General features: G+C 71.0%; 20 protein-coding genes. 14 read left to right on the top strand and 6 right to left on the bottom strand.

Features of this window, described 5'->3' with window-relative positions:
• Nucleotides 1–27 precede the first annotated feature (27 nt).
• Nucleotides 28–2,229, top strand: coding sequence for an ATP-binding protein (locus ASF44_RS28365; protein ID WP_235579379.1), 2,202 nt, complete (start codon nucleotides 28–30; stop codon nucleotides 2,227–2,229).
• 38 nt (nucleotides 2,230–2,267) lie between these two features.
• On the opposite strand, the gene ASF44_RS28360 is transcribed toward ASF44_RS28365, so the two are convergent.
• On the bottom strand, nucleotides 2,268–2,642 hold the full coding sequence (locus tag ASF44_RS28360; RefSeq protein WP_056902616.1) for a hypothetical protein: 375 nt from the start codon (nucleotides 2,640–2,642) through the stop codon (nucleotides 2,268–2,270).
• Nucleotides 2,620–2,856: a hypothetical protein gene (locus ASF44_RS28355; RefSeq protein WP_056902615.1), complete on the bottom strand. Its 237-nt coding sequence runs from the start codon at nucleotides 2,854–2,856 to the stop codon at nucleotides 2,620–2,622. The genes ASF44_RS28360 and ASF44_RS28355 overlap by 23 nt, the downstream gene beginning before the upstream one ends.
• Before the next feature lie 149 nt (nucleotides 2,857–3,005).
• Here ASF44_RS28355 and ASF44_RS28350 point away from each other — a divergent pair, with 149 nt between their 5' ends.
• The 6 genes from ASF44_RS28350 (at nucleotide 3,006) to ASF44_RS28325 (ending at nucleotide 8,322) form a co-directional block, all read left to right on the top strand.
• Entirely contained in the window at nucleotides 3,006–3,725 is a 720-nt protein-coding gene (locus ASF44_RS28350) for an aldolase (RefSeq protein ID WP_056902614.1), read from the top strand.
• A gap of 109 nt (nucleotides 3,726–3,834) precedes the next feature.
• Nucleotides 3,835–5,214, top strand: a complete 1,380-nt coding sequence (locus ASF44_RS28345) for a CoA transferase (protein WP_056903046.1) — start codon at nucleotides 3,835–3,837, stop codon at nucleotides 5,212–5,214.
• Entirely contained in the window at nucleotides 5,205–6,017 is an 813-nt protein-coding gene (locus tag ASF44_RS28340; protein WP_056902613.1) for a TlpA disulfide reductase family protein, read from the top strand. Before ASF44_RS28345 ends, ASF44_RS28340 begins: the two co-directional genes overlap by 10 nt.
• Before the next feature lie 131 nt (nucleotides 6,018–6,148).
• On the top strand, nucleotides 6,149–6,970 hold the full coding sequence (locus ASF44_RS28335; protein ID WP_056903045.1) for an HpcH/HpaI aldolase/citrate lyase family protein: 822 nt from the start codon (nucleotides 6,149–6,151) through the stop codon (nucleotides 6,968–6,970).
• A 63-nt stretch (nucleotides 6,971–7,033) separates the two neighbouring features.
• Nucleotides 7,034–7,618 carry a rhomboid family intramembrane serine protease gene (locus ASF44_RS28330; RefSeq protein ID WP_056902612.1) on the top strand — a complete coding sequence of 195 codons (585 nt, stop codon included), beginning with the start codon at nucleotides 7,034–7,036 and terminating at the stop codon, nucleotides 7,616–7,618.
• Between the two features lie 14 nt (nucleotides 7,619–7,632).
• The gene (locus ASF44_RS28325; protein WP_056902611.1) at nucleotides 7,633–8,322 is read left to right on the top strand and encodes an extensin family protein; all 690 of its coding nucleotides are present in this window, start codon (nucleotides 7,633–7,635) and stop codon (nucleotides 8,320–8,322) included.
• 21 nt (nucleotides 8,323–8,343) lie between these two features.
• Here ASF44_RS28325 and ASF44_RS28320 read toward each other — a convergent pair whose 3' ends face one another.
• From ASF44_RS28320 to ASF44_RS28305, 4 genes are all read right to left on the bottom strand, one after another.
• Nucleotides 8,344–9,162: a hypothetical protein gene (locus ASF44_RS28320; protein ID WP_162243882.1), complete on the bottom strand. Its 819-nt coding sequence runs from the start codon at nucleotides 9,160–9,162 to the stop codon at nucleotides 8,344–8,346.
• A gap of 228 nt (nucleotides 9,163–9,390) precedes the next feature.
• Nucleotides 9,391–9,975 carry an OmpA family protein gene (locus ASF44_RS28315; RefSeq protein ID WP_056902609.1) on the bottom strand — a complete coding sequence of 195 codons (585 nt, stop codon included), beginning with the start codon at nucleotides 9,973–9,975 and terminating at the stop codon, nucleotides 9,391–9,393.
• Between the two features lie 56 nt (nucleotides 9,976–10,031).
• Complete coding sequence (locus tag ASF44_RS28310) at nucleotides 10,032–15,884, bottom strand: YDG domain-containing protein (RefSeq protein WP_056902608.1); 5,853 nt, start codon at nucleotides 15,882–15,884, stop codon at nucleotides 10,032–10,034.
• Nucleotides 15,885–15,925: 41 nt separating this feature from the next.
• Nucleotides 15,926–17,554 (bottom strand): ShlB/FhaC/HecB family hemolysin secretion/activation protein, encoded by a 1,629-nt coding sequence (locus ASF44_RS28305; RefSeq protein WP_162243881.1) that lies wholly within the window; start codon nucleotides 17,552–17,554, stop codon nucleotides 15,926–15,928.
• Between the two features lie 277 nt (nucleotides 17,555–17,831).
• Here ASF44_RS28305 and tssA point away from each other — a divergent pair, with 277 nt between their 5' ends.
• The 7 genes from tssA (at nucleotide 17,832) to ASF44_RS28270 (ending at nucleotide 23,527) form a co-directional block, all read left to right on the top strand.
• The gene (gene tssA, locus ASF44_RS28300; protein ID WP_082525105.1) at nucleotides 17,832–18,857 is read left to right on the top strand and encodes a type VI secretion system protein TssA; all 1,026 of its coding nucleotides are present in this window, start codon (nucleotides 17,832–17,834) and stop codon (nucleotides 18,855–18,857) included.
• Nucleotides 18,858–18,939: 82 nt separating this feature from the next.
• Entirely contained in the window at nucleotides 18,940–19,437 is a 498-nt protein-coding gene (tssB, locus tag ASF44_RS28295; protein ID WP_056902605.1) for a type VI secretion system contractile sheath small subunit, read from the top strand.
• Nucleotides 19,438–19,469: 32 nt separating this feature from the next.
• Nucleotides 19,470–20,960 (top strand): type VI secretion system contractile sheath large subunit, encoded by a 1,491-nt coding sequence (tssC, locus tag ASF44_RS28290; RefSeq protein WP_056902604.1) that lies wholly within the window; start codon nucleotides 19,470–19,472, stop codon nucleotides 20,958–20,960.
• 98 nt (nucleotides 20,961–21,058) lie between these two features.
• Nucleotides 21,059–21,598 carry a type VI secretion system tube protein Hcp gene (locus tag ASF44_RS28285; RefSeq protein WP_056902603.1) on the top strand — a complete coding sequence of 180 codons (540 nt, stop codon included), beginning with the start codon at nucleotides 21,059–21,061 and terminating at the stop codon, nucleotides 21,596–21,598.
• A gap of 67 nt (nucleotides 21,599–21,665) precedes the next feature.
• Nucleotides 21,666–22,238, top strand: coding sequence for a type VI secretion system tube protein Hcp (locus tag ASF44_RS28280; RefSeq protein ID WP_056902602.1), 573 nt, complete (start codon nucleotides 21,666–21,668; stop codon nucleotides 22,236–22,238).
• A 61-nt stretch (nucleotides 22,239–22,299) separates the two neighbouring features.
• A complete protein-coding gene (locus ASF44_RS28275) occupies nucleotides 22,300–22,908 on the top strand; it encodes a type VI secretion system tube protein Hcp (protein ID WP_056902601.1) in 609 nt (202 codons plus the stop codon).
• A gap of 37 nt (nucleotides 22,909–22,945) precedes the next feature.
• Nucleotides 22,946–23,527: a zinc ribbon domain-containing protein gene (locus ASF44_RS28270; protein WP_056902600.1), complete on the top strand. Its 582-nt coding sequence runs from the start codon at nucleotides 22,946–22,948 to the stop codon at nucleotides 23,525–23,527.
• Nucleotides 23,528–23,531: the final 4 nt, after the last annotated feature.

The raw sequence follows: 23,531 nt of genomic DNA, 5'->3' as shown, positions 1-23,531 counted from the left end.
CGAAAAGACATCGGCTCCATGCAAGAGATGAGCATCCGAAAGCGCCTTCTGCTGTTGGTCTTCGCGGTCTGGCTGCCGGCCGCCGTCGGCTTCGGCATGCTCACCTGGAACACGCACCAGGAACAGCTGGCCGGCACGCGCAGGCAGGTGCAGGAGTACGGCCTGCGCGTGGCCACCACGATGGAACGCGAACTGGACCGGCGCGTGGTGCTGGCGCAGGCGCTGGCGTCGTCCAGCGACGCGCGCCGCGGCGACTTCATGCGCTTTCACGAAGAGGCCCGCAGCGCCACGGCAGGCGCGGACTCCTGGGCGCTGCTGGTCGACACGGGCGCGCAGATCCTCAACACCAAGGCGCCCTACCCGGCCCCGCCGGTGGCACGCGTCAAGCCGCTGCCGCTCGCCGAGACCGGGCCGCAGACCGTCTTCGTGGCCCACGCACCGGTGGCCAAGACCCCGGCCATCACCGTCTTCGTGCCGGTGCCGGGCATGGCGCCGCAACACTACAACGTGGGCGTGGCGTTCCAGCCCTCGGTGCTGCAGCAGACGCTGGACGCCAGCCCGGGCCCGTTCAAGGCGCTCACGGCCGTCGTCGACAGCGAGCAACGCATCATGGCGCGCAGCCGCGACCCGGAAAAGTGGTTCGGCATGTCGGCCTCGCCCGCGTTCAAGCAGCGCATCCTGTCTGGCGGCACCGGTTTTGCCGAGTCCACCACGCTGGACGGCGTGCGGTCGATGACCTACCTGTCGCCGCCGAACGCCTACGGCTGGTCCGTCACGGTGTCCGTGCCGATGAGCGCGCTCGACGCCGCGGCCCAGCAGGCCTCGGCCAAGGCCGTGGGCGCCGCCGCCGCACTGCTGGCGTTCGGCTTCATCCTGGCGATGGCCGGCATGCGCAGGATCGGCCGCACGGTCGACGCGCTGCAGGGCGCGGCCCGCGAGCTGGCCCACAACCGCGTGCCGCCGCGCCTGCGCACGGGCGTGCTGGAGGTGGACCAGGTCGGCGCGGCCCTGCACGAGGCCGGCGTCAAGGCCCAGCAATCCAACGCCACGCTGGAGCGCCGGGTCGGCGAAGCCGTCGCGCACGCCCAAGACGCCCAGGCCAAGCTGCTGCAAAGCCAGAAGCTCGAACTGGTGGGCCGCCTGACGGCCGGCGTCGCGCACGACTTCAACAACCTGCTGCAGACCATCGTCACCGCGCACCACCTGCTGCTGCGCCGCGTGACCGATGGCCCGGAGCGGCGCACGCTGGACGGGGCCGTGCGCGCGGTGGCCAAGGCGCGCGACCTCGTCAAGCAGCTGATGACCTTCGGCCGCGTGCAGCTGCTCGAGCCCAGCGCCGTCAGCATCGAGGACGTGGTGCTCAAGAGCCAGGAACTCACGCGCACCGCCGTGGGCGAGGCCATCGTGCTGGAAACCGCGCTGGCGCCCGCGCTGCCCGCGGTGCACGTGGACCCGGTGCAGTTCGAGATGGCGCTGCTCAACCTCGTCTTCAACGCGCGCGACGCCATGCCGGCCGGCGGCCGCATCGGCATCGCCGCGCAGGAAGCCCAGGCGGCGGAGACCGCGCACCTGGGCCCCGGGCGCTTCGTGCGCGTGGAGGTGGCCGACACCGGCACCGGCATGAGCGACGAGATCCAGGCCCGCGCGTTCGAGCCCTACTTCACGACCAAGCCGGTCGGCTCGGGCAGCGGCATCGGCCTGGCACAGGTGCACGCCTTCGCCAGGCAGTCGGGCGGCGACACCGTGCTGGCCAGCGCGCTCGGCGTGGGCACGCGCATCCGCATGTACCTGCCCGTGGCCACCGCGCAGGCCGGCACCGTGGCCGCGCCTGCGCTGCCGGCGCCGGCACCCGCATCGCCGATGGCGGGCGTGCGCATCCTGATGGTCGAGGACGACCAGCTGGTCTCGGCCATGGTGGCCGCGGCGCTGGAGGAGGAAGGCTGTGCCGTGCGCCATTGCGGCACGGCCGATGAGGCGCTGCTGGTGCTGCAGGGCGGCAGCGCGTTCGACATCCTGTTCACCGACGTGGTGATGCCAGGCCGCATGAACGGCATCGACCTCGCGCGCTGGTGTGCGGCCCGGCGGCCGGGGATCGCCATCGTCGTCAGCACGGGCTACGCCGAGAACCTGCAGGAGTTCCAGGCCACCGTGCTGCGCAAGCCCTACGAGACCGGTGCGCTGTTCGCGGCGCTCGAGGAAGCCTGCCAGCGCAGGGCGGTCGCTGCCTGAAGCCGGCCACCGCCATGTCGCTCCTCACCCATGGCCATTCACCTGGCGGAGAAGGTGTAGCCCCTGGACTGCAGGCAGCGGTCATAGGCCGCGCTGCGCGCGCCCGCGTTCAGGTCGGTGGACGTGCCGGGCGGCTGCACCAGCGGCGTGCACGGCCCCTGGCCATAGATGTCGGTGCACTTGCGGTCCGCTTCGGTCGGCCAGCTCGGCATGGCCATGGTGCGCGGCGGCCAGGCCTTGCCGGCTTCGGCGCCGCAGGCGGCCTTGTCGGCCTCCAGCTGGTCGGCCGTGCCGCCGGGCTTGTTCCAGCTGCCGCAGCCGGCCAGCGCCAGCGTGGCCAGGGCCGCGGCCAGCGTGCGGCGCGCCTTGGCAGCGCCGCCCGAGGCTGGCTCAGCGCGCCAGCGGTTCGACATAGGGTTGCTCGACATGCCAGCCACCGTCGCCGATGAGGCCGGCGGCCATCAGCCCTTCGTACTGCTCGCGCGTGACGGGCATCAGGAACAGGGCGGGCGAGCCGTCCTCTGCCTCGGCGGGCAGCCAGACCAGGCAACCCTTGCCGGCGCGGTAGCGCTGTGCCGCTTCGGGCACGTAGATGCTGAGCTGCTGCAGTTTCTCGCGGATGTTCATGGCGGCCTCCGGTGGTTGCGCAAGTCTGGGGCGGCCGTGTGCGGCGGGCATGTCGGACGACAGGCCATCCGCGTGGAGGGCGCCGGCCGTTCGGCAGCCTGGCCGCAGCCCTGCAAGAATGGTTGGCGCCCCCCTTCCGGAGTCCTCCCATGCATTCCCACGATTTCAACAGCCCCGCCATCGCCACGCTGCGCGAAGACCTGGCGCTGGCCCTGCGCGCGGCCGCCCACCACGGGCTGGCCGAAGGCGTCTGCAACCACTTCAGCGTGGAGCTGCCCGATGGCAGCGGCCGCTTCCTGCTCAACCCGCGCGGCCTGCTGTGGTCGGAGGTGCAGGCCGACGACGTGGTGATGGTCGACACCCATGGCGAGCGCCTGGCCGGCCGCCACGCGGTGGAGCCCACCGCCATGTTCATCCACGCGGCCATCCACCGCCTGTGCGGCCAGGCCGTGGTGCTGCACACCCACATGCCCTATGCCACCGCATTGGCGCTGACCGAGGACGGCATGCTGGACAGCTGCCTTTCGCAGAACGCCATGCGCTTCCACGGCCGCGTCGCGCTCGACCCCGCCTACAACGGCCTGGCGCTGGACAGTGCCGAAGGCGAACGCATCGCGCGCGCCATGCAGGGCGCCGACGTCGCCTTCCTCGCCAACCACGGCGTGGTGGTCTGCGGCGCGCGCATCGACCACGCCTACGACGACCTGTACTACCTGGAGCGCGCGTGCATGGCCCAGGTGCTGGCGCAGTCGACCGGCCGGCCGCTGCGCCGCGCCGACCCGCAACTCGTGGCGCGCGTGTGCGCGCAGACGCTGGGCGAACGGCTGCAGTCCGAACTCTTCTTCGCCGCCCTGCGGCGCGCACTGTGAGACCACGCCGCCTGGCTGCCCCGCGCCGCGCCGCCCGCCGATGCCGCCGCCGCGGCGGCGGCGGCGTGCACTGCCGCCGGTACGCCAGCCCGATGGAACCGAGATGACCATGGACAACACCCCCACCGTCGCCGCGATCTGGGCCCTGGCCGGCCTGCCCGAGGCCGCGCTGGCCGAACTGGCATTGACGGGCCACGACCCGGCCGTGCCCTCTTCCTTCGCCGTGGGCACGGCCGCCCAGGCCAGCATGGCCGCCGCGGCGCTGGCCGCGGCCGAGTTGGGCCACGCGCGCGGCGCGCCACGCCAGCGCGTGGCCGTGGACATGGCGCACGCCGCCGTCGAATGCACGGGCTGGTTCAGCCTGGACGGCCAGGCGCCAGACCTGTGGGATGCGTTCTCGGGCCTGTACCGCTGCGCCGACGGGCACGTGCGCCTGCACGCCAACTTCGCCCACCACCGCGAGGGTGCGCTGCGCCTGCTGGGCCTGGAGCCGGCCACCGCGCAGCGCAGCGATGCCGAGCGCGCGTTGCTGGGCTGGCGCGCGCTGGACTTCGAGCAGGCCACGGCCGAACGCGGCCTGGTGGCCACCGCGCTGCGCAGCTTCGCGCAGTGGGACGCCACGCCGCAGGCGCAGGCCGTCGCCGCCCAGCCGCTGCTGACGCTCACCCGCATCGGCGATGCGCCGCCGCTGGCGCTGGCGCCCCTGGCGGCGGACGCGCCGCCGCTGGACGGCGTGCGCGTGCTGGACCTGACACGCATCCTGGCCGGCCCGGTGGGCGGCCGCGCGCTGGCCGCGCTGGGCGCCGACGTGCTGCTCGTCAACAGCCCGAACCTGCCCAACATCGCCGCCATCGCCGACACCAGCCAGGGCAAGCGCTCGGCCCTGGTGGACCTGCGCACCGATGCGGGCCGGGCCCAGCTGAGCGCCCTGGTCCGCCAGGCCCATGTGTTCTCGCAGGGCTACCGGCCCGGCGGCCTGGCCGCGCTGGGCTACGGCCCCGAGGCATTGGCCGCGCTGCGCCCCGGCCTGGTCTGCGTCTCGCTGACGGCCTACGGCGCCCAGGGCCCGTGGGCGGCGCGGCGCGGCTTCGACTCGCTGCTGCAGACGGCCATGGGCTTCAACCACGCCGAGGGCGAGGCGGCGGGCGACGGCAAGCCGCGCCCCATGCCCATGCAGATCCTGGACGAGGCGACCGGCTTCCTGATGGCCTTCGGCGCCGCGGCCGCGCTGTGGCGCCAGCAGCGCGAAGGCGGCAGCTGGCATGTGCAGGTCTCGCTGGCGCAGACCGCGCACTGGCTGCGCGGCCTGGGCCGCATCGCCGGCGGCCTGCAGGCGCCCATGCCCGACCGCGCGCCCTTCCTGGAGACGAGCGCATCGGGCTTCGGCCTGCTCAGCGCCGTGCGCCCGGCCATGCGGCTGGGCCGTGCCACCGTCGGCTACCGCCACGCGTCCATGCCGCCCGGCAGCCATCCGCCCGCATGGACCTGAGCCTGCAGCTGGGCCCGGTGGTTCTGCCGGCAGCACTGCTGCTGGTGCTGGCCAGCGCGCTGCTGGCCTCCTGGCTGGCCCAGCGCCTGGCGCGCCCGCTGGGCGTGGACGCCGAGCCGCGGCTGTGGGCCGTGCTGCTGGCCGCGCTGTTCTGCGCGCGGCTGGCCTTCGTCTGGCGCTACCGCGAGGCCTACCTGGCCGCGCCGCTGGGCATGCTGGACATCCGCGACGGTGGCTGGAGCCCGGTGGCGGGCATCGTCGGCGGCTGGATCGCCGCGGCCGTGCTGCTGCCCGTGCGCCGGCCCGAACGCAAGCCGGTGCTGCGCGCCCTGGCCGCGGCCACGGGCCTGTGGCTGCTGGGCACGCTGGCGCTGCAGTGGCACGCCGTGCAGCAGCAGCGCAGCCTGCCGGCCCTGCAGCTGGTGGCCGTCGACGGCAGCATGGTGGATCTGCGCTCCTTCCGCGGCAAGCCCGTGGTGCTGAACCTGTGGGCCAGCTGGTGCCCGCCCTGCCGGCGCGAGATGCCGGTGCTGCAGCAGCTGCAGGCGAGCCGGCCCGACGTGCACGTGGTCTTCGCCAACCAGGGCGAGAGCCCGGCGCGCGCGCTGCAGTACCTCGCCGGCCAGCAGCTGCAACTGCACCATGTGCTGTTCGACCCCAAGGCCAGTGCGGGCCAGGCCTTCGGCCACCGCGCGCTGCCGACGACCTACTTCTTCGACCGCGAGGGCCGGCTCGTGGACGCGCGCATCGGCGAACTCTCGCAGGCCACGCTGGCCCAGCGGCTGGGCCGCGTGGTGCCGTGAACCTCACGCGTCGCGGGCATGCGCGCGCCGCGGCACCGGCACAGCAGAGCCTCGTGGCCGACGAGGCCGCACAATGGCGCAAGGCCGGCAACATCCGCATCGCGCGCGGCCCCACACGACGGACCCCTGACATGAACACCTTGCAAACCAACCTCTTCAAGCGCGCGCTGCGCGAAGGCCGCACGCAGATCGGCATCTGGTCCACGCTGGCCTCGCCCTACGCCACCGAACTCGTGGCCGGCGCGGGCTACGACTGGGGCCTGCTGGACACCGAGCACACCCCGAGCGACGTGCCGCTGATGCTGAACCAGCTGCAGGCCGTGGCCTCGGCCACGCCCGCCGCGGGTGCCACGCCCATGGAGCCCGTGGTGCGCCCGGCCTGGAACGACACCGTGCTCATCAAGCGCTACCTGGACATCGGCGCGCGCAGCCTGCTGCTGCCCTTCGTGCAGAACGCCGACGAAGCCCGCGCGGCCGTGCGCGCCACGCGCTATGCGCCGGCCGGCGTGCGCGGCATGGGCGGCTCCACGCGGGCCACGAACTTCGGCCGCACGGCCGGCTACGTGGAACACGCGCACGAGGACATCTGCCTGCTGGTGCAGGTGGAAACGCGCGAAGCGCTGGCGCAGATCGAGGCGATCGCTGCCATCGATGGCATCGACGGCATCTTCATCGGCCCGGCCGACCTGTCGGCCAGTATGGGCCACCCCGGCCAGCCGCGCCACCCCGAGGTGGACGCCGCCATCGACGACGCCATCGTGCGCATCCGCCGCGCCGGCAAGGCGCCCGGCATCCTGATGGCCGACGCCGAACGCGCCCGCGCCTGCATCGCGCTGGGCGCGCAGTTCGTGGCCGTGGCGATGGACATGCTGGTGCTGCGCAACGGCGTGGACGGCATCGCGGCGCAGTGGCGCGACACGGGCGCCGCGGCCGGGCGCTCGAACAGCTACTGAGAAGCCGAGCCCGCCAATCCCGCATCCGGCGGACGGCCAACGCGGCTCGCATAGCATCGCGGCATGCCACCACTGACCCAGGCCCTGCTCGTCGCCAACATCGGCGTATTCGTACTCCAGATGCTGCTGGACGGCGACATCATGGCCTGGTTCGCGCTGTGGCCGCTGGAATCGGGCATGTTCATGCCCTGGCAGGTCGGCACCTACGCCTTCCTGCATGGCAGCCTCATGCACCTGGCCTTCAACATGTATGGCGTGTGGATGTTCGGCGGCGAGCTCGAACGCGTCTGGGGCTCGCGCCGGCTCGGCGTGTTCTATGCCGCCAGTGTGGGCACGGCCGCGCTGGCACAGCTGCTGGTCACCGGCATGGGCGGCAGCATGGCGCCCACGGTGGGCGCCTCGGGCGGCCTGTTCGGCATGTTGATGGGCTTTGCCATGGTGTTTCCGCAGCGCCGCATCACGCCGCTGCTGCCGCCGATCCCGATGCCGGCCTGGGCCTTCGTGATGCTCTACGGCGCCATCGAACTCACGCTGGGCGTGACCGGCAGCGCCAGCGGCATCGCCCACTTCGCCCACCTGGGCGGGCTGCTGGGCGGCTGGCTGGTGATCCGCTACTGGCGCGGCCAGCCACCGTTCGGGCGGCGCTGAGGCCGGCCCGGCCCATGAAGTGGCTGCTGGCCGTGTTGGCATTGGCCGGCCTGGCCGCCATCGCCACGCATGGGCACCACTGGACGCTGCCCGACCGCCACAACCCGTGGGCGCCGCTGCACTACGCGGAGCCGCCCAACTGGCTCACGCGCCACAAGCTGCAGCGCCTGGCCGCACAGCCCGAGGCCTGCCTGGCCCTGATGGCCGACACACCGTGGCGCTTCCAGCCCATCGCCGACCGCGACACCGGCCCCGGCTGCGGCATGCACGACGCCATCCAGGTGCAGCGCACCGCGGTGTCCATCGGCCAGCCGCTCGCGATGACCTGCGTGGCGGCCGCCTCGCTGGCGCTGTGGGAGCGCCACGTGCTGCAGCCGCAGGCCCAGCTGTGGTTCGGCCAGCCGGTGCGCAGCATCGAGCACTACGGCAGCTACGCCTGCCGGAACGTGGCCGGCAGCACGGCCGGCCGGCGCAGCCAGCACGCCACGGCCAATGCGGTGGACCTGGCGGGCTTCGTGCTGCAGGACGGCCGGCGCATCGGCGTGGCGCGCGACTGGGGGCGGCCCGGGCCGGCGGCGCAGTTCCTGCGGTCGGTGCACGAGGGCGCCTGCGGGCTGTTCACGGGCGTGCTGGGGCCCGACTACAACCAGGCCCACGCCGACCACTTCCACTTCGACCGCGGGCCCTACGGCATCTGCCGCTAAGGCCTCGGGCGGCCAGTCCGGCTAGGGTGCGCTGAGCTGGAAGCGCATGCGCAAGGCCTCCAGCTGCGCCGGTGTCACGCCCAGCGCAGCCGCGTTGAAATCGCGCGTGTCGGGCGTGTGCATCAGCAGCGCCTGGGTCTCGTTGACCATGAGTTCCTCGTCGGCATCGTCATAGCCCAGGCCGCGCAGGTAGCGCCGCCACGACGCCCGCTCGGCGTCGTCGAGCTGGCGCCAGAAGCGCCAGCAGTGGGCGCGGTACGACGCCTTGGTGAAGAAATCGCCGTGGCTGAGTTCATGGCGCAGCACCGAGGCGCGCCGCCGTTCGTCCATGCTCTCGTCCTGCGTGGTGGCCGGATCGTCGGCCTGCACGGCGCTGAAGCTGACGACCGCGCCGGGCCCGGTGGCGCGGTACGCCGGCGCGCCACCGCCACCGCCTTCGGCCAGCATCCCGGTGTCCAGCAGCAGCTGGCGCAACCTCAGCTCGGCCGCCGCGAGCGCCACGCCCTGCGCCTGCGCGAGGCTGAAGAAGCGCGCGAGTCCCTCGGCGGTGTAGTCGTGGCCCAGGTAGAAGGTGGCGGCGTTGTCGCCGCTGGCGCGGATGAGGCTGGCCAGTTCGGCATCGCCGAGCACGCGATCGCGGCTCGCGCCCTTCTTCTCCAGCAGCGCGGCCACGCGGTTCATGGCCTGGCCCTGGGACAGCAGCCCCGGGAACTCGATCACGAGCACGGCCGCGTTGCCCTGCAGCCGCGCGATGCGCCAGTCCTGCAGCGGCTGCTGCTGCAGCATCTGCGTGACGGTGGCCTCGGCGATCTCGATGCGCGTGGGCGCCGGTGCAGCCACGGCCGGCACCGCAGGCGCCACCGGCGCGGGCGCAGGCGGCCGCCACCACCACCATGCCGCCCCGCCCGACATGGCCAACGCCACCGCGAAGACCGCCAGGCCGCGGCCCGGCCGGCGCCGGACGGGGACGGGCGCCGGCCGCCTTCGCACGGGCGCAGCGGCGCGCGCGGGCCGGGCAGCGGAGCCTTGCCCAGGTTTCGGGTGGGGCATGCGGCGCCGGGGCCGGGCTCAGTTGCGCGTCGTCACGATGGTGACGCGGCGGTTCTCCGCCGCATCGATGCGGGCCTTGTTGAGCGGCTCGGCCGAGCCCTTGCCGATGGCGGACAGCCGCTCGGGCAGGATGCCGTGCTTGTTGACCAGGTAGGCGGCCACGGATTCGGCGCGCAGCTGCGACAGGCGCTGGTTGTGGTCGGCATCGCCACGCGCATCGGCATGGCCTTCGACCTTGAAGCTGAAGCCCGCCAGGGCGTCCGACTGCAGCGCGCGCGCCAGCGTGTCCAGCACGTTCTGCGTCTCGGGGCTGATGTCCGCCGAGTCGGTGCCGAAGGTCAGCAGCAGGCTGGCCTTGCCGGGCCCGGCCTTGGCCGGTGCGGCGCCACCGGGGCGCGTGGCCGGGCGGAAGCCCCGCGTGGCGCCGCCGCCGGCGACCTCGGGCTGGTCGATGGCCAGCGCGTCCACGAGTGCGTCTTCGGTGACCTGGGCGCCGCGCAGCACCGGGTTGGCCGAGCCGCTCTGCGCAAACGCCGCCGCGCCCATGCCGAGCGCGACGCTCAGCACGATGGCCTTCTTGAGGGTGTGTCGAGTGGTGTTCATGTGCCAGCTTCCTTCTGTGTTGACGGCGGTCCGCGCAGCGGACCTGCCGGGGAATGTCAGTTGCCCTGTTCGAGCTGGCGCTGCTCGAACAGGTAGTCGGCGCCGCGCTGGTGGCCGGCGCCGGCGCCATAGCGCGGGCGCTGCGGCAGCTCGCGCGCCACGGCGAAGCGCACACGCTCGAACACGTTGCCGCCGGGCTGCCAGTTGTCCACCTGGCCCAGCGAGTTCAGCAGGTTCCAGGCGAACGGCGAATGCCCACCCTTGCCCGCATCGAACACCGGCTCGTTGCCGCCGGAAGACATGGCGACCACCGCCTTCTGGTTCAGCAGCTTGCCCGGGTCGGCCTGCCCCGGCGTGGCGCGGATGCGCTCGCCCTCGGCCAGCGAGCCCGAATAGCAGCTGTCCGAGATCAACGCCACCTGCGAGGCGCCGATCTGCTGCATCAAGCGCGCGATGTCGGCGTTGGACAGCCAGGTCTCGGGCTTCTTGGCATCGCTGTCGCGCAGCTGCCAGTAGCCCTGGCCCGTCGACTCGATGAGTTCGCCGTGCCCGGCGTAGTAGATCAGGGCCGAGTCGCGCGGGCCCAGCTCCAGGGCCAGCCGGTTCAGCGCGGCCACGACGGCCGACTTGGAGCTGTTCTCCAGCACCACCGTCTCGTAGCCCAGCTTGCTCTCGAACAGCCGTCCCAGCGCCTGCGCATCGCCGACCGCATTGCCCAGCTGCGGGATGCTGGCGTCGTCGTAGCGGTTCACGCCGATCACCAGCGCCACCTTGCGCTCGATCTGCGGCAGCGAGGCCGTCTGCACGCGCCGCCGGCTGGCGAGCGCGGGCGTCGACGGTGGTGTCTGGCCCAGCGTCGGCGCGGCCGCAGCGGCCACCGCTGCGGCCTGTGCGGCGGCGGGCGGCGTGGCGGCGGCCGCAGCGGCAGCCGGGGGCGCAGCAGGTGCGGGCGCGGCCTGTGCGGCCGCGGCCGGCGGTGCCGCCGCCATGCCCGCCTGGGCTTGCGCGCGCAGCTCCGCGGTCACGAGGCAGCCGCCGGCCTGCGCCTGCGCCATGCTGGTGCAGGCCTGCATGTCGGCCAGCGACGGGTCCTGTTCGAGCTTGGTGATCGACTCGGCGAACACGGTCTTCTTGTAGCGGTCGCGCCCATCCAGCAGGGCCTGCAGGTCGCCCCGCGACAGGCTGCCCACGCGCACGCTGCCGAAGTCTGCCGCCGAGCCGGCCGGCGTGGTGCTGCCGGCGGCCGCCCCGGTCGCCGCCCCGGTCGCCGCTCCGGCCGCCGCAGGCGAGGCGGTGCTGCGCGCCACGCTGATGTCGGCCAGGCCGCTGACGGCCTGCGTGCGCGGCAAGGTCGGCACTTCCAGGGACTGGACGGCCGCCTGCACCGACACGTCGGCCCGCGCGCCGCCATCGTCGACGCGCGCCGGCACCGCCTGCAGGGCCGTGGCGTTGCCGGGCGCCTGCGCGAAGACGTAGTTCTGCGCGCGCAGGCCGCTGCCCTCGATGGCGTAGGAACCCACCCGCGTCACGGCCTCGGGCACGGAGAAGCTGGCCGTGCCGGTGGTGGCATCGGCCTGGGTGTCCGCGCCCTGGAAGCCCTTCACGGTGCCGGTGAGGCCCGTGGGCGGCGCACCGACGATGCGCGTGGCCACGTCGGCCACATAGAGCAGTTGCGCGGGCGTGATGTCGGCCCGCAGCGCAGCCGGATTCAGCTGGTAGTTGCCGGCGTCGGCACCGGCCAGGCCCAGGCCCGTGACCAGCACCGTCTTGGCGGTGCCGGCGTTCCTGTCCGAGAACTGCGCCGAGGGCGTGCCCGTCAGGCCCAGCTGGTCGCCGCCCACAGGCGTGACGAAGGCCGTGCCCGAAAGCGTGGCATTGGTCGTCGCGTCGTAGACCTTGCTGGCCGCCGTCAGGCCGCCGACGGACAGCAGCAGTCGCGTGATGTCGGCCTGCAGGCTCACCGGGCTCAGCTGGTAGTTGCCGGCGTCGGCCCCCGCCAAACCCAGGCCCGTGAGCAGCACCGTCTTGGCGGTGCCGGCGTTCCTGTCCGTGAACTGCGCCGAGGCCGTGCCGCTCACGCCCAGCAGGTCGCCGGCCAGCGGCGTGACGAAGGCGGTGCCGACCAGCGTGGCGTTGGTCGTCGCGTCGTAGACCTTGCTGGCCGCCGTCAGGCCGCCGAGCGCCACCAGCCTGCGGGTGATGTCGGCCTGCGGGCCGGCCGTGCCGAGCTGGTAGTTGCCGGCGTCGGCACCGGCCAGGCCCAGGCCCGAGAGCAGCACCGTCTTGGCGGTGCCGGCGTTCTTGTCCGAGAACCGCGCCGAGGGCGTGCCTGTCAGGCTCAGCTGGTCGCCCGCCAGCGCCGTGACGAAGGCCGTGCCCGAGAGCGTGGCGCCGGTCGTCGCGTCGTAGACCTTGCTGGCCGCCGTCAGGCCGCCGATGGAAAGCAGCAGGCGCGTGATGTCGGCCTGCAGGCTGGTGGGGCTCAGCTGGTAGTTGCCGGCGTCGGCACCCGAAAGGCCCAGGCCCGTGAGCAGCACCGTCTTGGCGGTGCCGGCGTTCTTGTCCGAGAACTGCGCCGAGGGCGTGCCTGTCAGGCCCAGCTGGTCGCCCGCCAGCGGCGTGACGAAGGCCGAGCCGACGAGCGTGGCGTTGGTCGTCGTGTCGTAGACCTTGCTGGCCGCGGTCAGGCCGCCGATGGCCACCGCCCTGCGCGTGATGTCGGCCGTGTACGACACCGAGGGCGCGTCGAACACGTAGTTGGCCGCCAGTCCGCCATTGCTGCCGTTGGCCAGCGTGAACTGGGCGTTGCCCACGGCCTTGCCGGTGCCCACGTTCTTGTCGGCGAACGTGCCCTGCCCGCGCACCTGCACCGTCTCGCTGCCCACCAGGCCCGTGATGCCACCCACGGCGATGCTGGCCTGCGTGCTCGCGTCATAGACCTTGTTCTGCGCCGCGGCCTGCGTGGCCGTCAGCCGGGCCGGCGTGATGGTCGCGCTGCCGGTGCCGCTGAACGTGTAGCCATAGACCGGTTTGCCATTGCTGTCGAACATCGCGAACGGGTCGGCGCTGGTCAGGCTCACGGTCTTGCCGGTGCCGGCGTTCTTGTCGGCAAAGGCCGCCGTCGCGCCGGAGCGCAGGCTGCCGGTGTCGCCGTTCACGCCGCTGGCCGAACCGCCGGACAGCTGCGCCTGCGTGGTGCCGTCGTAGGTCTTGTTCAGCGCGAACAGGTTCACGCCGGCGGTCTGCCCGGCGCTGAAGACGAAGCCGTTGCCGCTGTCGCCGGCCCAGTCGGCGCTGCTGCCCACGCCATAGCGCTTGAAGTCGTAGGCCAGGCCGCCATCCTGGAAGCTGGACGAGGCCAAGACGTCGCTGCCCCAGGCGATCCAGCGGCCGTTGGGCGTCGACAGCGCGCCGGGGTTGTCGTTGAAGAAGTACTCCATGGCGACCGGGCCGTTGCCGCTGAGCACGATCGCGTCACCGGAAGCGCCGGACACGATGGCCGTGTTGTTGGCCAATTCGATCTCCCGGGCGCGCAGTTCGATGGGGCCCGCCGCATCGAGCCGAGCCGCGTCCAGGGACAGATTGCCGGGGGCGATCATGGCCAACGAACCCGCATTGGCCCTCGCGATCAGGCCGCGGCCGGCGATCTCGTTGTCCAAGCCCAGCGCGCTGACCGAGATCGGCCCGCCGTAGGAATCGCTGTACAGCAAAGGCACCGAGCCGCCGTAGCCGTCGGAATAGGCGTTGATCAGATTCACGGCAGCCTGGTAGCCCAGGGCTTCCGGGTCATAGATGTTGGCGCCCCGCAGCGCCATGGACGCGCCGTTGGACACCCGCAGCTGCGCAGACGTCGCCGTCGACGACTGCAAGTCCACCCCCGCGGCGACACCTTCGCTGCGGCCGACCACGGACATGGAAGCCGTGCTGTCCAAGGCAACGGGCTGCACGCTCAGCTCGCTGCGGTAGATGTAGACGCCCTTGCCGGTGCCTCGTCCATCGATGGACAGGCTGTGCGTGGCCGCAAGCGAGGAGACGTTGATGGACACACCGGCGCCAGCCGTGCTCTGCCCACGCATCACGATGTCGGCTGCGCGGTAGTCGCCGAAATTGGACATGTCGATCGCATTGCCGCTGGCCCGGGTGGCATTGATCTCCAGCCGGCCGCCAGCCGCGTCCAGCGTGCCGCCGAAGACCGTCACGCCGCCAGGGGCCGCCCCGGAAAAGCTGTTGCCATCCGCGGTCGTGCCCGTGCCATACCCGCCCAGGATCACGTTGCCGCCACCGGTGCGGATGGTGCTGACGGACAGGGAGATGCCGCCGCTGCCGCCGCGGCCGGCGAACAGGGAGACCGGCATGCGCCCTCCATAGGTGGCACTGTCGATGGTCGCGCCCGTCAAGGTGATGTCCGCGTCGGCGATCAGCGTCAGGCTGCCGGGGTTCACGGCGTTGGTGACGATCGATGCCCCACCCATGCTGATGTTGCCGGCCTGGGTTCCGGCCGGCCCGCCGGTCGAGACCGTCACGTTGGTGCCGGCGTTGAGCGCCGCCGTCAGGGTATTGGCATCGATCACCGCGTTGTCGGCGTTCGCGGTGAAATTGGCGTCGTAGCCGCTGCCCGAGACGCCGTTGGCGATGGTGATGTTGTACGGGTCGAGCAGCCACTGCCCGGCCTTGCCGTGCGCCGCGCCCACGTCGATGGCCAGCGGCCGCGCATCGAGCCAGCCGCCCGAGGTCTCGACGAAGCCGCCGTCGCCGCCCTGCGCGCCGCCGCGCGCGCTGAGGCTGCCGAACGCGCGCGTGGCGCTGTCGCTCCACAGCACGATGCGGCCGCCGTCGCCTTGCACGGTGGCGTCGGCCTTGATCTGCGCATCGCGGCCGAAGTACACGGCGTCGGCATTGGGCACGCTGGCGTCCTTGCCCTGCAGGCCGCCGCCTACCAGCACTTCGCCGCCACCGCTGGCGCCCGAGGCGTCCACGCGCGCGTGGCCGAACAGGCCGACCTCGCGGCCCAGCAGCTTGACCTGGCCGCCCTGCCCGCCAGCGGACGCGGCGCTGGTGCTGCTGCCGTCGGCCAGGTTCAGCCGGCCGCTGGCCTGCAGCACGATCTCGCCTGCCGGCCCGGCGCTCAGGCCGTCGGCCTGCACCAGGCCCTGCTGGTTGACCACGGCGGCGTGCACGTCGATGCGCCCGCCGCTGGCGCGCAGGGTGCCCAGGTTCAGCGCCTCGCCCTGCGGGGCGGTGATGCGCACGCTGAGGTGCGGCGCACCGGTGTCCACCAGCTCCAGGCTCTCGCCGGCGGCCAGCAGCACCTGCCCGCCCGGCGCTTCGATCAGCCCTTCGTTGCGCACCGTGGCGCCCAGCAGCACCACGCGCCCGCCCAGCGTGCTGCGCAGCTCGCCCTGGTTCACCACCGCTGCGCCGGGATTGCCGGCGCCGAAGGCGTAGCGCCCGGCCAGCCAGTCCTGGTCGTTCAGGCGCAGCGTGGACGTGACCAGGCCGGCCACATCGATGCGCGCACCCTGGCCGAACAGCACGCCGTTGGGGTTGAGCAACCAGACCTTGCCGTTGCTGCTGAGCTGGCCCAGGATCTGCGATGGATCGTTGCCGGTGACGCGGTTGAGCACCTGGCTGGCCGCACCCGGCTGCTGGAAGCGCACGGCGTTCTGCGCACCGATCGAGAAGCTGTTCCAGTTCAGGATGGTGTTGGCCGTGTTGGTGACGGTCATGTTGGCGCCGTTGACGGCGATCTGCGCCTGGCCGGCCGCCACCACCGCGCCGCTGGGCAGCACCTGCGCGCCCGCGTGCGGCAGCGTCAGCAGGGAGCCGGCCGCCAGCGCCAGGGCCAGCCGGTGCGGCCGCGGCGCAGGGCCGCGCGGCCGTGTGGAAGGTGCGTGGGGCTTGCTGCTCATGGAAGGTCTCGCGTGGGCATGGGTTGGGGCGTTTCAGCTTCTCAGTGGAAGCTGTAGATGGCCTGCAGGTGCAGGCCCAGGTCGTGGCGGTCGGTCCGCGTGCCGGCCTTCAGGGCATCGGCCAGGTCCACGCGCAGCTGCAGCCCTCCGGCCACCAGCCGCATGCCCAGCCCCACCGAGGCCAGCGAACAGGCATCGCGGTTGCCCAGGCAGGGCGCGCCGCCGCGGTTCCAGACGCGGCCCGCATCAACGAAGGCCAGCAGGCGCAGGCTCTGGATCGATTCGGAAAGCGCCGCACCGAGCTCCGGGCCCACCAGCTCGATGCTGCCCGAGACGCCCTGGTCGCCGCTGACTTCGCGTTCCTCGTAGCCGCGCACGGCGCTGGCGCCGGCCAGCCCGTACTGCTCGCCCGGCACCAGCGCGGTGTTGCTGAGCTGGCCGTTGGCGCGCGCCTGCACGCGCCAGTCCCGCGGCAGCCCCACCTGCACGAAGCCGCCGAGCCGCGCGATGCTGTAGTCGCGCCGGGCACCGGGGCGCACGGCCTCGAAATCGGCCTGCCCGCTGTTACGCCCGCCCAGCCCCAGGTTGTGCACGAGGGCGATGTTGGCGCCATAGGGCAAGGCACCGCCTTGCTGCAGCTGGTATTCCAGGCTCAGCGGCTGGACCGTGACGCTCTCGCCCGCGCCGCCGCACACGCCGGCCGGCAGCCCGGCGATGGCGCAGTCGTTGAGGTAGGCGCGCTGGTCCAGGCCCAGCACCACGCGCTGGTCGCGCTCGCCCTGGCGCGGCAGCAGCTTGGTCAGCCGCGTGCCCAGCACGCGGCCGCGGCCGTTGAACTGCAACGCGCCCGCGGCGGTGCTGGTGCTGCCGCCGTCCACGCTCGAGTAGGCGCCGTACAGGTCCCACGCCAGGCCCTGGCCGTAGAACGGAATGCGGTAGCTGCCACTGAAGATCTTGACCTGGTCCACGTGGTCCGGCGAGGTCTGGGCCTGCAGCATCAGCTGGTGGTCCAGGTCCCACAGGGCGAAGTTCTGGTAGGCCAGGCCGACGCGGTAGCGGCCCGTCTCGCGGTTGCCCGTGTTGTCGGCACTGAGCGACCAGGCACCCACCGGGCGCTCGGTCACGTTGATGCGCGCGTCCACCTCGCCCTGCTGCTGCCCGGGCTCCAGCACCACGGCCAGCTGCTTGGCCGGGTTCTCGTTGGCCAGCTGGATTTGCGCGTCGAGCCGCTGCACCTGCGGCGTCTGGCCCTCCACCAGCAGCGGCAGGCTGCGCCGGATGTTGGCTTCGCTGAACGCGGTGTTGCCGAGCACGACCACGCGCCCCACGCGCCCTTCCAGCACCCGGATCGTGACCGCCCCGTCGGCGCGGCGCTGCTCTGGCAGGTAGGCGATCACCGCGCCATAGCCGGCTTGGCGGTATTGCTCCTGCACCGCGGCCGCGGCCTGCTTCAGGTCGGCCAGGCTGCGCTCGCCCTTGAAGGGGGCGAGCACGGCCTGCAGCGAGGCCTCGGGCAACAGCGTGTTGCCCTCGATCCGGAACGCCGTCACCTCCAGCCGCGCCTCGCGCTGCACGGCCACAGCCGCCGTCTGGGCCTGCGCCGTCGACAGCGCGCAGGCCAGTGCCAACAGGCCCGGCGCTGCCACCGAGCCGACGCGTCGAATAATCATGGTGCTCATTGCCCGCCTGCCCAAAAGATAATGCGCTTCAGCATTTTTGATGAGATTGCATACAAAAATTCAAATGAATACCGAGTGTTCAACGGGGCGCCGGCATCCAACAACAAACTGCTTTAAAAAATTTCGGTTTCGTCGTGTGCAGAGTGTTACATTGAAAGACTAGACTGGCTAGCCCAATCTCAAGGTTCCAAGACTTCGCCGTCCCAATAGCGTTGAGCGTCGCTTCGCCTGATTCATTCAACAAGAATCTCCCTCACAGATTTGCAGCATGGATACGCAGGTGATCGACGTTTGGCTCGAGCCCCTCGACGGTGACGCATGCGGTCCTGACCTCGAATACGACCCCAGTTTCATGGAGCTGGAACAGGCGGTCGCCGGCAAGCCGGAAACGCAGTTCGGGCCGGCCGAGGCGCCCGATTGGCGCCTGGGCCGCGACCTGGCCGAGCAGCTGTTCGGGCAGACGCGCGACCTGCGCGTGGCGATGCACTGGACGCGCGCCGTGGTCCACCTGGAGGGCCTGGAGGGCCTGCCCGCCGGCCTGGCGCTGCTGCACGGCTGGCTCGACCGCTACTGGGACGACCTGCACCCCCGGCCCGACCCCGACGACGGCGACGCATTCGCCCGCCTGAGCGTGCTGGCCAGCCTGGACGCCATCGGCGGGCTGCTCGGCGATGTGCGGCAGGCGCAGCTGATCGTCGACCGGCGCGTCTCCACGTTGCGCGTGCGCACCGTGGAGATCGCCCGCGACAAGCTGGCCCCCCGCGCGGACGAAGCCGTGTTGTCGCGCGGCCAGATCGAAGGCACCCTGCGCGACCAGCCCGACCTGGCGGCGCGCCTGGCCACCGCCGTGGAGGAGGCCCTGCGCCACCTGCGGGCCCTGCACGCGCTCATGAACGAGCGCTTCGGCGATGGCCAGGGGGCCGACACCAAGAACCTGCGCGAGATGCTGGTGGGCGTCCAGTCGGTCCTGCCACAGACCGACGGCACTCCGGAGCCGACGGAAGCGCACGAAGAGCCCGGGCAGCCGCAGCAGGCCCCCATAGCATCCGGCCGCACCGGCGTATTCGCGGTGGACAGCCGCGAAGATGCCGTGCGTGCAATCCAATTGGTCTGCGCTTATCTGGACCGCCATGAGCCCACCAATCCGGCGCAGTTACTCCTGCGCCGCGCAGAGAGATTGATCGACAAGGATTTTCTGCAGCTCGTGCGCGACCTCGCACCCGATGCATTGAACGAGGTCGCCAAAATCCTGGGAGTCGATCCTGAATCCGTCCGGGATTCGGGTTCCTACTGATTAATGTGCCATGAATGGCACTTGACACTGTTATTCATTCATCAGCCGAGCGTGGGCTTGTTTAACCTAGCGGAGAGTCACCATGGGCAGTAGCCAGAAATTCATTGCACGCAATCGTGCACCGCGTGTACAGATTGAATACGATGTCGAACTGTATGGAGCGGAGAAGAAAATCCAGCTGCCATTCGTCATGGGCGTCATGGCCGACCTGGCGGGCAAGCCGGAGGATCCGCTGCCGCCCGTGGCCGACCGCAAGTTTCTGGAGTTCGACGTCGACAACTTCGACACGCGCATGAAGGCCATGAAGCCCCGCGTGGCGTTCACCGTGCCCAACACGCTGACGGGCGACGGCAACCTGTCCATCGACCTGACCTTCGAGAACATGGACGACTTCTCGCCCGCGGCGATCGCGGCCAAGTCCGAAGGCCTCAAGCAGCTGCTGGAAGCACGCCAGCAGCTGTCCAACCTGGTCACCTACATGGATGGCAAGGGCGGCGCCGAAGAGCTGATCGCCAAGGTGCTGAACGATCCCGCACTGCTCGCCAGCCTGTCCGCCTCGGCCAAGCCGAGCGAGGCCTGACCCCATCACCACAAGGCATCCGGAGCTCCTTCATGGCTGAACTGCAACAACACGGCGCCGCGTTCGAGGGCGTCACGGTCGAGGGCAACGACTTTGCCTCGCTGCTGAACAAGGAATTCAAGCCCAAGTCCGACGAGGCACGCTCGGCGGTCGAGGCCGCCGTCCAGACGCTGGCCGCCCAGGCACTGACCAACGCCAAGCTGATCAGCAGCAACACGGTCGCCAGCATCGAGTCGATGATCGCCGCGATCGACCGCAAGCTGTCCGAGCAGATCAACCTGATCCTGCACCACGCCGACTTCCAGAAGCTCGAATCGGCCTGGCGCGGCCTGCACTACATGGTCAACAACACGGAGACCGACGAGCAGCTCAAGATCCGCGTGATGTCCATCTCCAAGCAGGACCTGGGCAAGACGCTCAAGCGCTACAAGGGCACGGCCTGGGACCAGTCGCCGCTGTTCAAGAAGCTGTACGAAGAGGAATACGGCCAGTTCGGCGGCGAGCCTTTCGGCGCGCTGGTGGGCGACTACCACTTCGACCATTCGCCGCCCGACGTGGAGCTGCTGGGCGAGATGTCCAAGATCGCCGCGGCCGCGCACGCACCCTTCATCACCGGCGCCGCGCCGACCGTGATGCAGATGGATTCGTGGGGCGAGCTGGCCAACCCGCGCGACCTGACCAAGATCTTCAGCACGCCCGAGTACGCCGCCTGGCGCTCGCTGCGCGAGAGCGACGACGCGCGCTATCTGGCGATGTGCATGCCGCGCTTCCTGGGCCGCCTGCCCTACGGCCCCAAGACCGCGCCCATCGACGCCTTCAACTTCGAGGAAGACACGGTCGGCGCCGACCACGACAAGTACAGCTGGTGCAACGCGGCCTACGCCATGGCCACGAACATCAACCGCTCGTTCAAGCTCTACGGCTGGTGCTCGCGCATCCGCGGCATCGAGTCCGGCGGCGCCGTCGAGAACCTGCCCACCCACAGCTTCCCGACCGACGACGGCGGCGTGGACATGAAGTGCCCGACCGAGATCGCGATCTCCGACCGCCGCGAGGCCGAGCTCAGCAAGGCCGGCTTCCTGGCGATGATCCACCGCAAGAACTCCGACTTCGCAGCCTTCATCGGCGGCCAGTCGCTGCAAAAGCCCGCCGAGTACGACGACCCCGACGCCACCGCCAACGCCTCGCTGGCCGCGCGCCTGCCCTACCTGTTCGCCTGCAACCGCTTCGCCCACTACCTCAAGTGCATGGTGCGCGACAAGGTCGGCTCCTTCAAGTCGCGCGACGCGATGGAGCGCTGGCTGAACGAATGGATCATGGCCTACGTCGACGGCGACCCGGCCAATTCGAGCGAGACCACCAAGTCGCAGCGCCCGCTGTCGGCGGCCGAGGTCGTGGTGGAGGAAGTCGAAGGCGCACCTGGCTACTACCAGTCCAAGTTCTTCCTCAAGCCCCACTACCAGCTCGAAGGCCTGACCGTTTCGCTGCGACTGGTGTCCAAGCTGCCGAGCGAGAAGGGTTGAGGACTGCCCTGAACAGCCCTCAAGTGTGTTGACCGTTAGACCAATCGCTGAATCTGCCACGGCCCGCACGGGCGTAGGCGCCAACCAAAGGAAATGACATGCCAGGAAACGCTTTCATCAAGTTCAAGGGCGTAGACAAGGGGGAGTCGCAAGCGGAAACCCACCCCGGCAAATCCGGCTGGAACGAAATCACCGACTGGAGCTGGGACATCGAGGCGGAGACCAGCTTCCTCAAGGGCAGCGGCGCGGCCGTGGGCAAGCCCACCCCGGGCACCTTCTCGATCACCCACCCCTATGACACGGCCTCGCCCGCGATCATGAACCGCATCGTGCTGGGCACCCACTTCGCCGAAGTGCAGGTGGTGATGCTCAAGCAGACCGGCGCGTCGGACGGCAAGGGCGAGATCTACTTCGGTGTGCAGATGCGTTCGGTCTTCATCACCAAGGTGTCGAGCAAGGGCGGCGAGGACGGCTCGGTCACCCAGGACGTCGAATTCGTGTTCAAGGACATCGCGCTGGGCTACCGCCCGCAGAAGCAGGACGGCGGACTCGATGTGCAGATGAACTTCGGCTGGGACATCGCCAAGATGACCACCGACGGCATCACCGCACCGGACATCAAGGCCCTGAAGGGCTGAGTCGCTGCACGCGCAGGCAGGGGGTCGGGCCAGCGGCTGACCCCCTGTCCGGCCGCCCCGTCCTGCCATGTCCACCCAAATCTTCCTCTACCTCGACGTGCACGGCCGGGCGATTGCCGGCGAAGGCTCGACCGTCGGCTACGAAGGCGAGATCGAGATCGAGAGCTTCTCGTTCGACCTCGGCGAGGAATCGGCCGCGTCCCGGGAGAAGGCCGAGGAGTCCTACCGCCAGGCCGTCTACGAAGCCACCCGGGACAACAAGCCGCCGCCCAAGAAGCCCGCGCCGGCCGCGGGCAACACGCTCAGCATCACCAAGTTCTACGACAAGTCGTCGACCAACCTGGCCCGCTACCTGGCCAACGGTGCGCGCTTCGACCAGGCACGCCTGACGGTCGACCACCACCTGGTCTCCGGCGGCGCCAAGGTGGCCAACCCCGCCTTCACGGTGACGCTGTCGAACGGCCAGATCAAGGACGTGAACCTGAGCCTGTCGGACAGCGACAAGTCGGCCAAGCTGATGGAGACCATCAAGCTGTCCTACCGCCAGATCGAGGTCGTCTACTACAAGTCGAGCCGCAAGGACCGCACCGCGCGCAGCGCCAATTTCGTCTTCACCCAAGACCTGGACAGGAAGAAGTGACGACTGCCAGCGCGTACCGTCTGGCCAGCCCGACCGTTCCGTCAAGCCCCGAGGCATCGCCATGGCATCGCTGCTGTTTCTCCAACTGATCGACAAGGGCGGCAGCCTCGTGAAGGGCGAGGTCGAGGCCGAGGGCCATGCGCACTGGATCCAGCTCGAGGGCTGCAGCTGGGACATGTCGCAGCGCGACGACCCGCACGGCGCGGTGCCGGGCAAGGCGGCCAACTACGCCAAGCCCAAGACCTTCAACTTCAGCAAGGCCCCGGACAGCTCGACCACGCGCATGATGCAGGCGCAGGTCGAGGACCTGCTGTTCCAGCGCGCCGACTTCCACCTGTTCGAGGAGCTGGAGGGCAGCGACGACGACACCGGCGGCATCTTCGACCTCACGATCACGCTGACGGACGTGCGCATCAAGAGCTACAAGCTCACCGCCAACAGCGACGACAAGTCCGTCACCATGAAGGAAGAGTGGGAGCTCGACTACGGCGACATCACCTTCAAGCACAAGAACGCCGGCGCCAACGTGACCATCGAGAAGCCGGCCGAGCCGCCGACGCCCGCCGGCAAGGGCAAGTCCGGCACGTCCGGCGCCCCGGGGGCATCCGGCGGCCAGGCGGGCGGCCAGGCTGCCGGCAACGACTTCCTGACGCCGCTGGGCAGCTTCTGACATCGCCGCGCCAACGCATGCACGAGACACCACGGCCATGGCACTGACCAACTACACCGACGTCAGCCCGGAGTTCACCGACACCGATGCCGGCTTCCAGTTCGAGTTCCGCTGCACCAACTGCGCGTACCGCTGGCGCAGCCCGCTGCAGCCGTACCGGCGCGGCCGGCTGGCGGGCTGGCTGTTCAACCTCAACTACCTGGTCAGCGGCGCACGCGCCTCCGAGGCCGCCAGCCGCCGCGTGGCGGAGTCCGGCGCCGGCCAGGCCCGCGACGACGCGCTCGCCGCGGCGCGCCAGCTGGCCTTGGCCCACTTCGGCGAATGCGAGGACTGCAAGAAGGCGTTCTGCGTCGACTGCTTCGACGCCGACGCCCACCTGTGCAACGAATGCGCCCACATCGCCCGGCGCGGCCACGGCGGCGCAATGCGCGAGGCCCCTGCCGCACCCGCCCGCAGCAGCAGCCCGGACTGCCCCAACTGCGGCACCGCCAGCCACGGCGGGCGCTTCTGCGCGGAGTGCGGGTTCGACATGGCCAGCACCCACAAGAGCTGCCCCGGCTGCGGCGCCATGACCGAACGCAGCGCCCGCTTCTGCGGCGACTGCGGCCACGGATTCTGATGCC

The organism is Pseudorhodoferax sp. Leaf274 (assembly GCF_001422445.1).
GTDB lineage: Bacteria > Pseudomonadota > Gammaproteobacteria > Burkholderiales > Burkholderiaceae_C > Pseudorhodoferax.
This window is presented reverse-complemented; position numbering and strand designations above follow the sequence as displayed.

Bases quoted from the DNA above. Each gene is read 5' to 3' on its own strand.
- ASF44_RS28365 (WP_235579379.1), top strand. From the start codon at position 28: ATGAGCATCCGAAAGCGCCTTCTGCTGTTGGTCTTCGCGGTCTGGCTG.
- ASF44_RS28360 (WP_056902616.1), bottom strand. From the start codon at position 2,642: ATGTCGAACCGCTGGCGCGCTGAGCCAGCCTCGGGCGGCGCTGCCAAG.
- ASF44_RS28355 (WP_056902615.1), bottom strand. From the start codon at position 2,856: ATGAACATCCGCGAGAAACTGCAGCAGCTCAGCATCTACGTGCCCGAA.
- ASF44_RS28350 (WP_056902614.1), top strand. From the start codon at position 3,006: ATGCATTCCCACGATTTCAACAGCCCCGCCATCGCCACGCTGCGCGAA.
- ASF44_RS28345 (WP_056903046.1), top strand. From the start codon at position 3,835: ATGGACAACACCCCCACCGTCGCCGCGATCTGGGCCCTGGCCGGCCTG.
- ASF44_RS28340 (WP_056902613.1), top strand. From the start codon at position 5,205: ATGGACCTGAGCCTGCAGCTGGGCCCGGTGGTTCTGCCGGCAGCACTG.
- ASF44_RS28335 (WP_056903045.1), top strand. From the start codon at position 6,149: ATGAACACCTTGCAAACCAACCTCTTCAAGCGCGCGCTGCGCGAAGGC.
- ASF44_RS28330 (WP_056902612.1), top strand. From the start codon at position 7,034: ATGCCACCACTGACCCAGGCCCTGCTCGTCGCCAACATCGGCGTATTC.
- ASF44_RS28325 (WP_056902611.1), top strand. From the start codon at position 7,633: ATGAAGTGGCTGCTGGCCGTGTTGGCATTGGCCGGCCTGGCCGCCATC.
- ASF44_RS28315 (WP_056902609.1), bottom strand. From the start codon at position 9,975: ATGAACACCACTCGACACACCCTCAAGAAGGCCATCGTGCTGAGCGTC.
- ASF44_RS28310 (WP_056902608.1), bottom strand. From the start codon at position 15,884: ATGAGCAGCAAGCCCCACGCACCTTCCACACGGCCGCGCGGCCCTGCG.
- ASF44_RS28305 (WP_162243881.1), bottom strand. From the start codon at position 17,554: ATGATTATTCGACGCGTCGGCTCGGTGGCAGCGCCGGGCCTGTTGGCA.
- tssA (WP_082525105.1), top strand. From the start codon at position 17,832: ATGGATACGCAGGTGATCGACGTTTGGCTCGAGCCCCTCGACGGTGAC.
- tssB (WP_056902605.1), top strand. From the start codon at position 18,940: ATGGGCAGTAGCCAGAAATTCATTGCACGCAATCGTGCACCGCGTGTA.
- tssC (WP_056902604.1), top strand. From the start codon at position 19,470: ATGGCTGAACTGCAACAACACGGCGCCGCGTTCGAGGGCGTCACGGTC.
- ASF44_RS28285 (WP_056902603.1), top strand. From the start codon at position 21,059: ATGCCAGGAAACGCTTTCATCAAGTTCAAGGGCGTAGACAAGGGGGAG.
- ASF44_RS28280 (WP_056902602.1), top strand. From the start codon at position 21,666: ATGTCCACCCAAATCTTCCTCTACCTCGACGTGCACGGCCGGGCGATT.
- ASF44_RS28275 (WP_056902601.1), top strand. From the start codon at position 22,300: ATGGCATCGCTGCTGTTTCTCCAACTGATCGACAAGGGCGGCAGCCTC.
- ASF44_RS28270 (WP_056902600.1), top strand. From the start codon at position 22,946: ATGGCACTGACCAACTACACCGACGTCAGCCCGGAGTTCACCGACACC.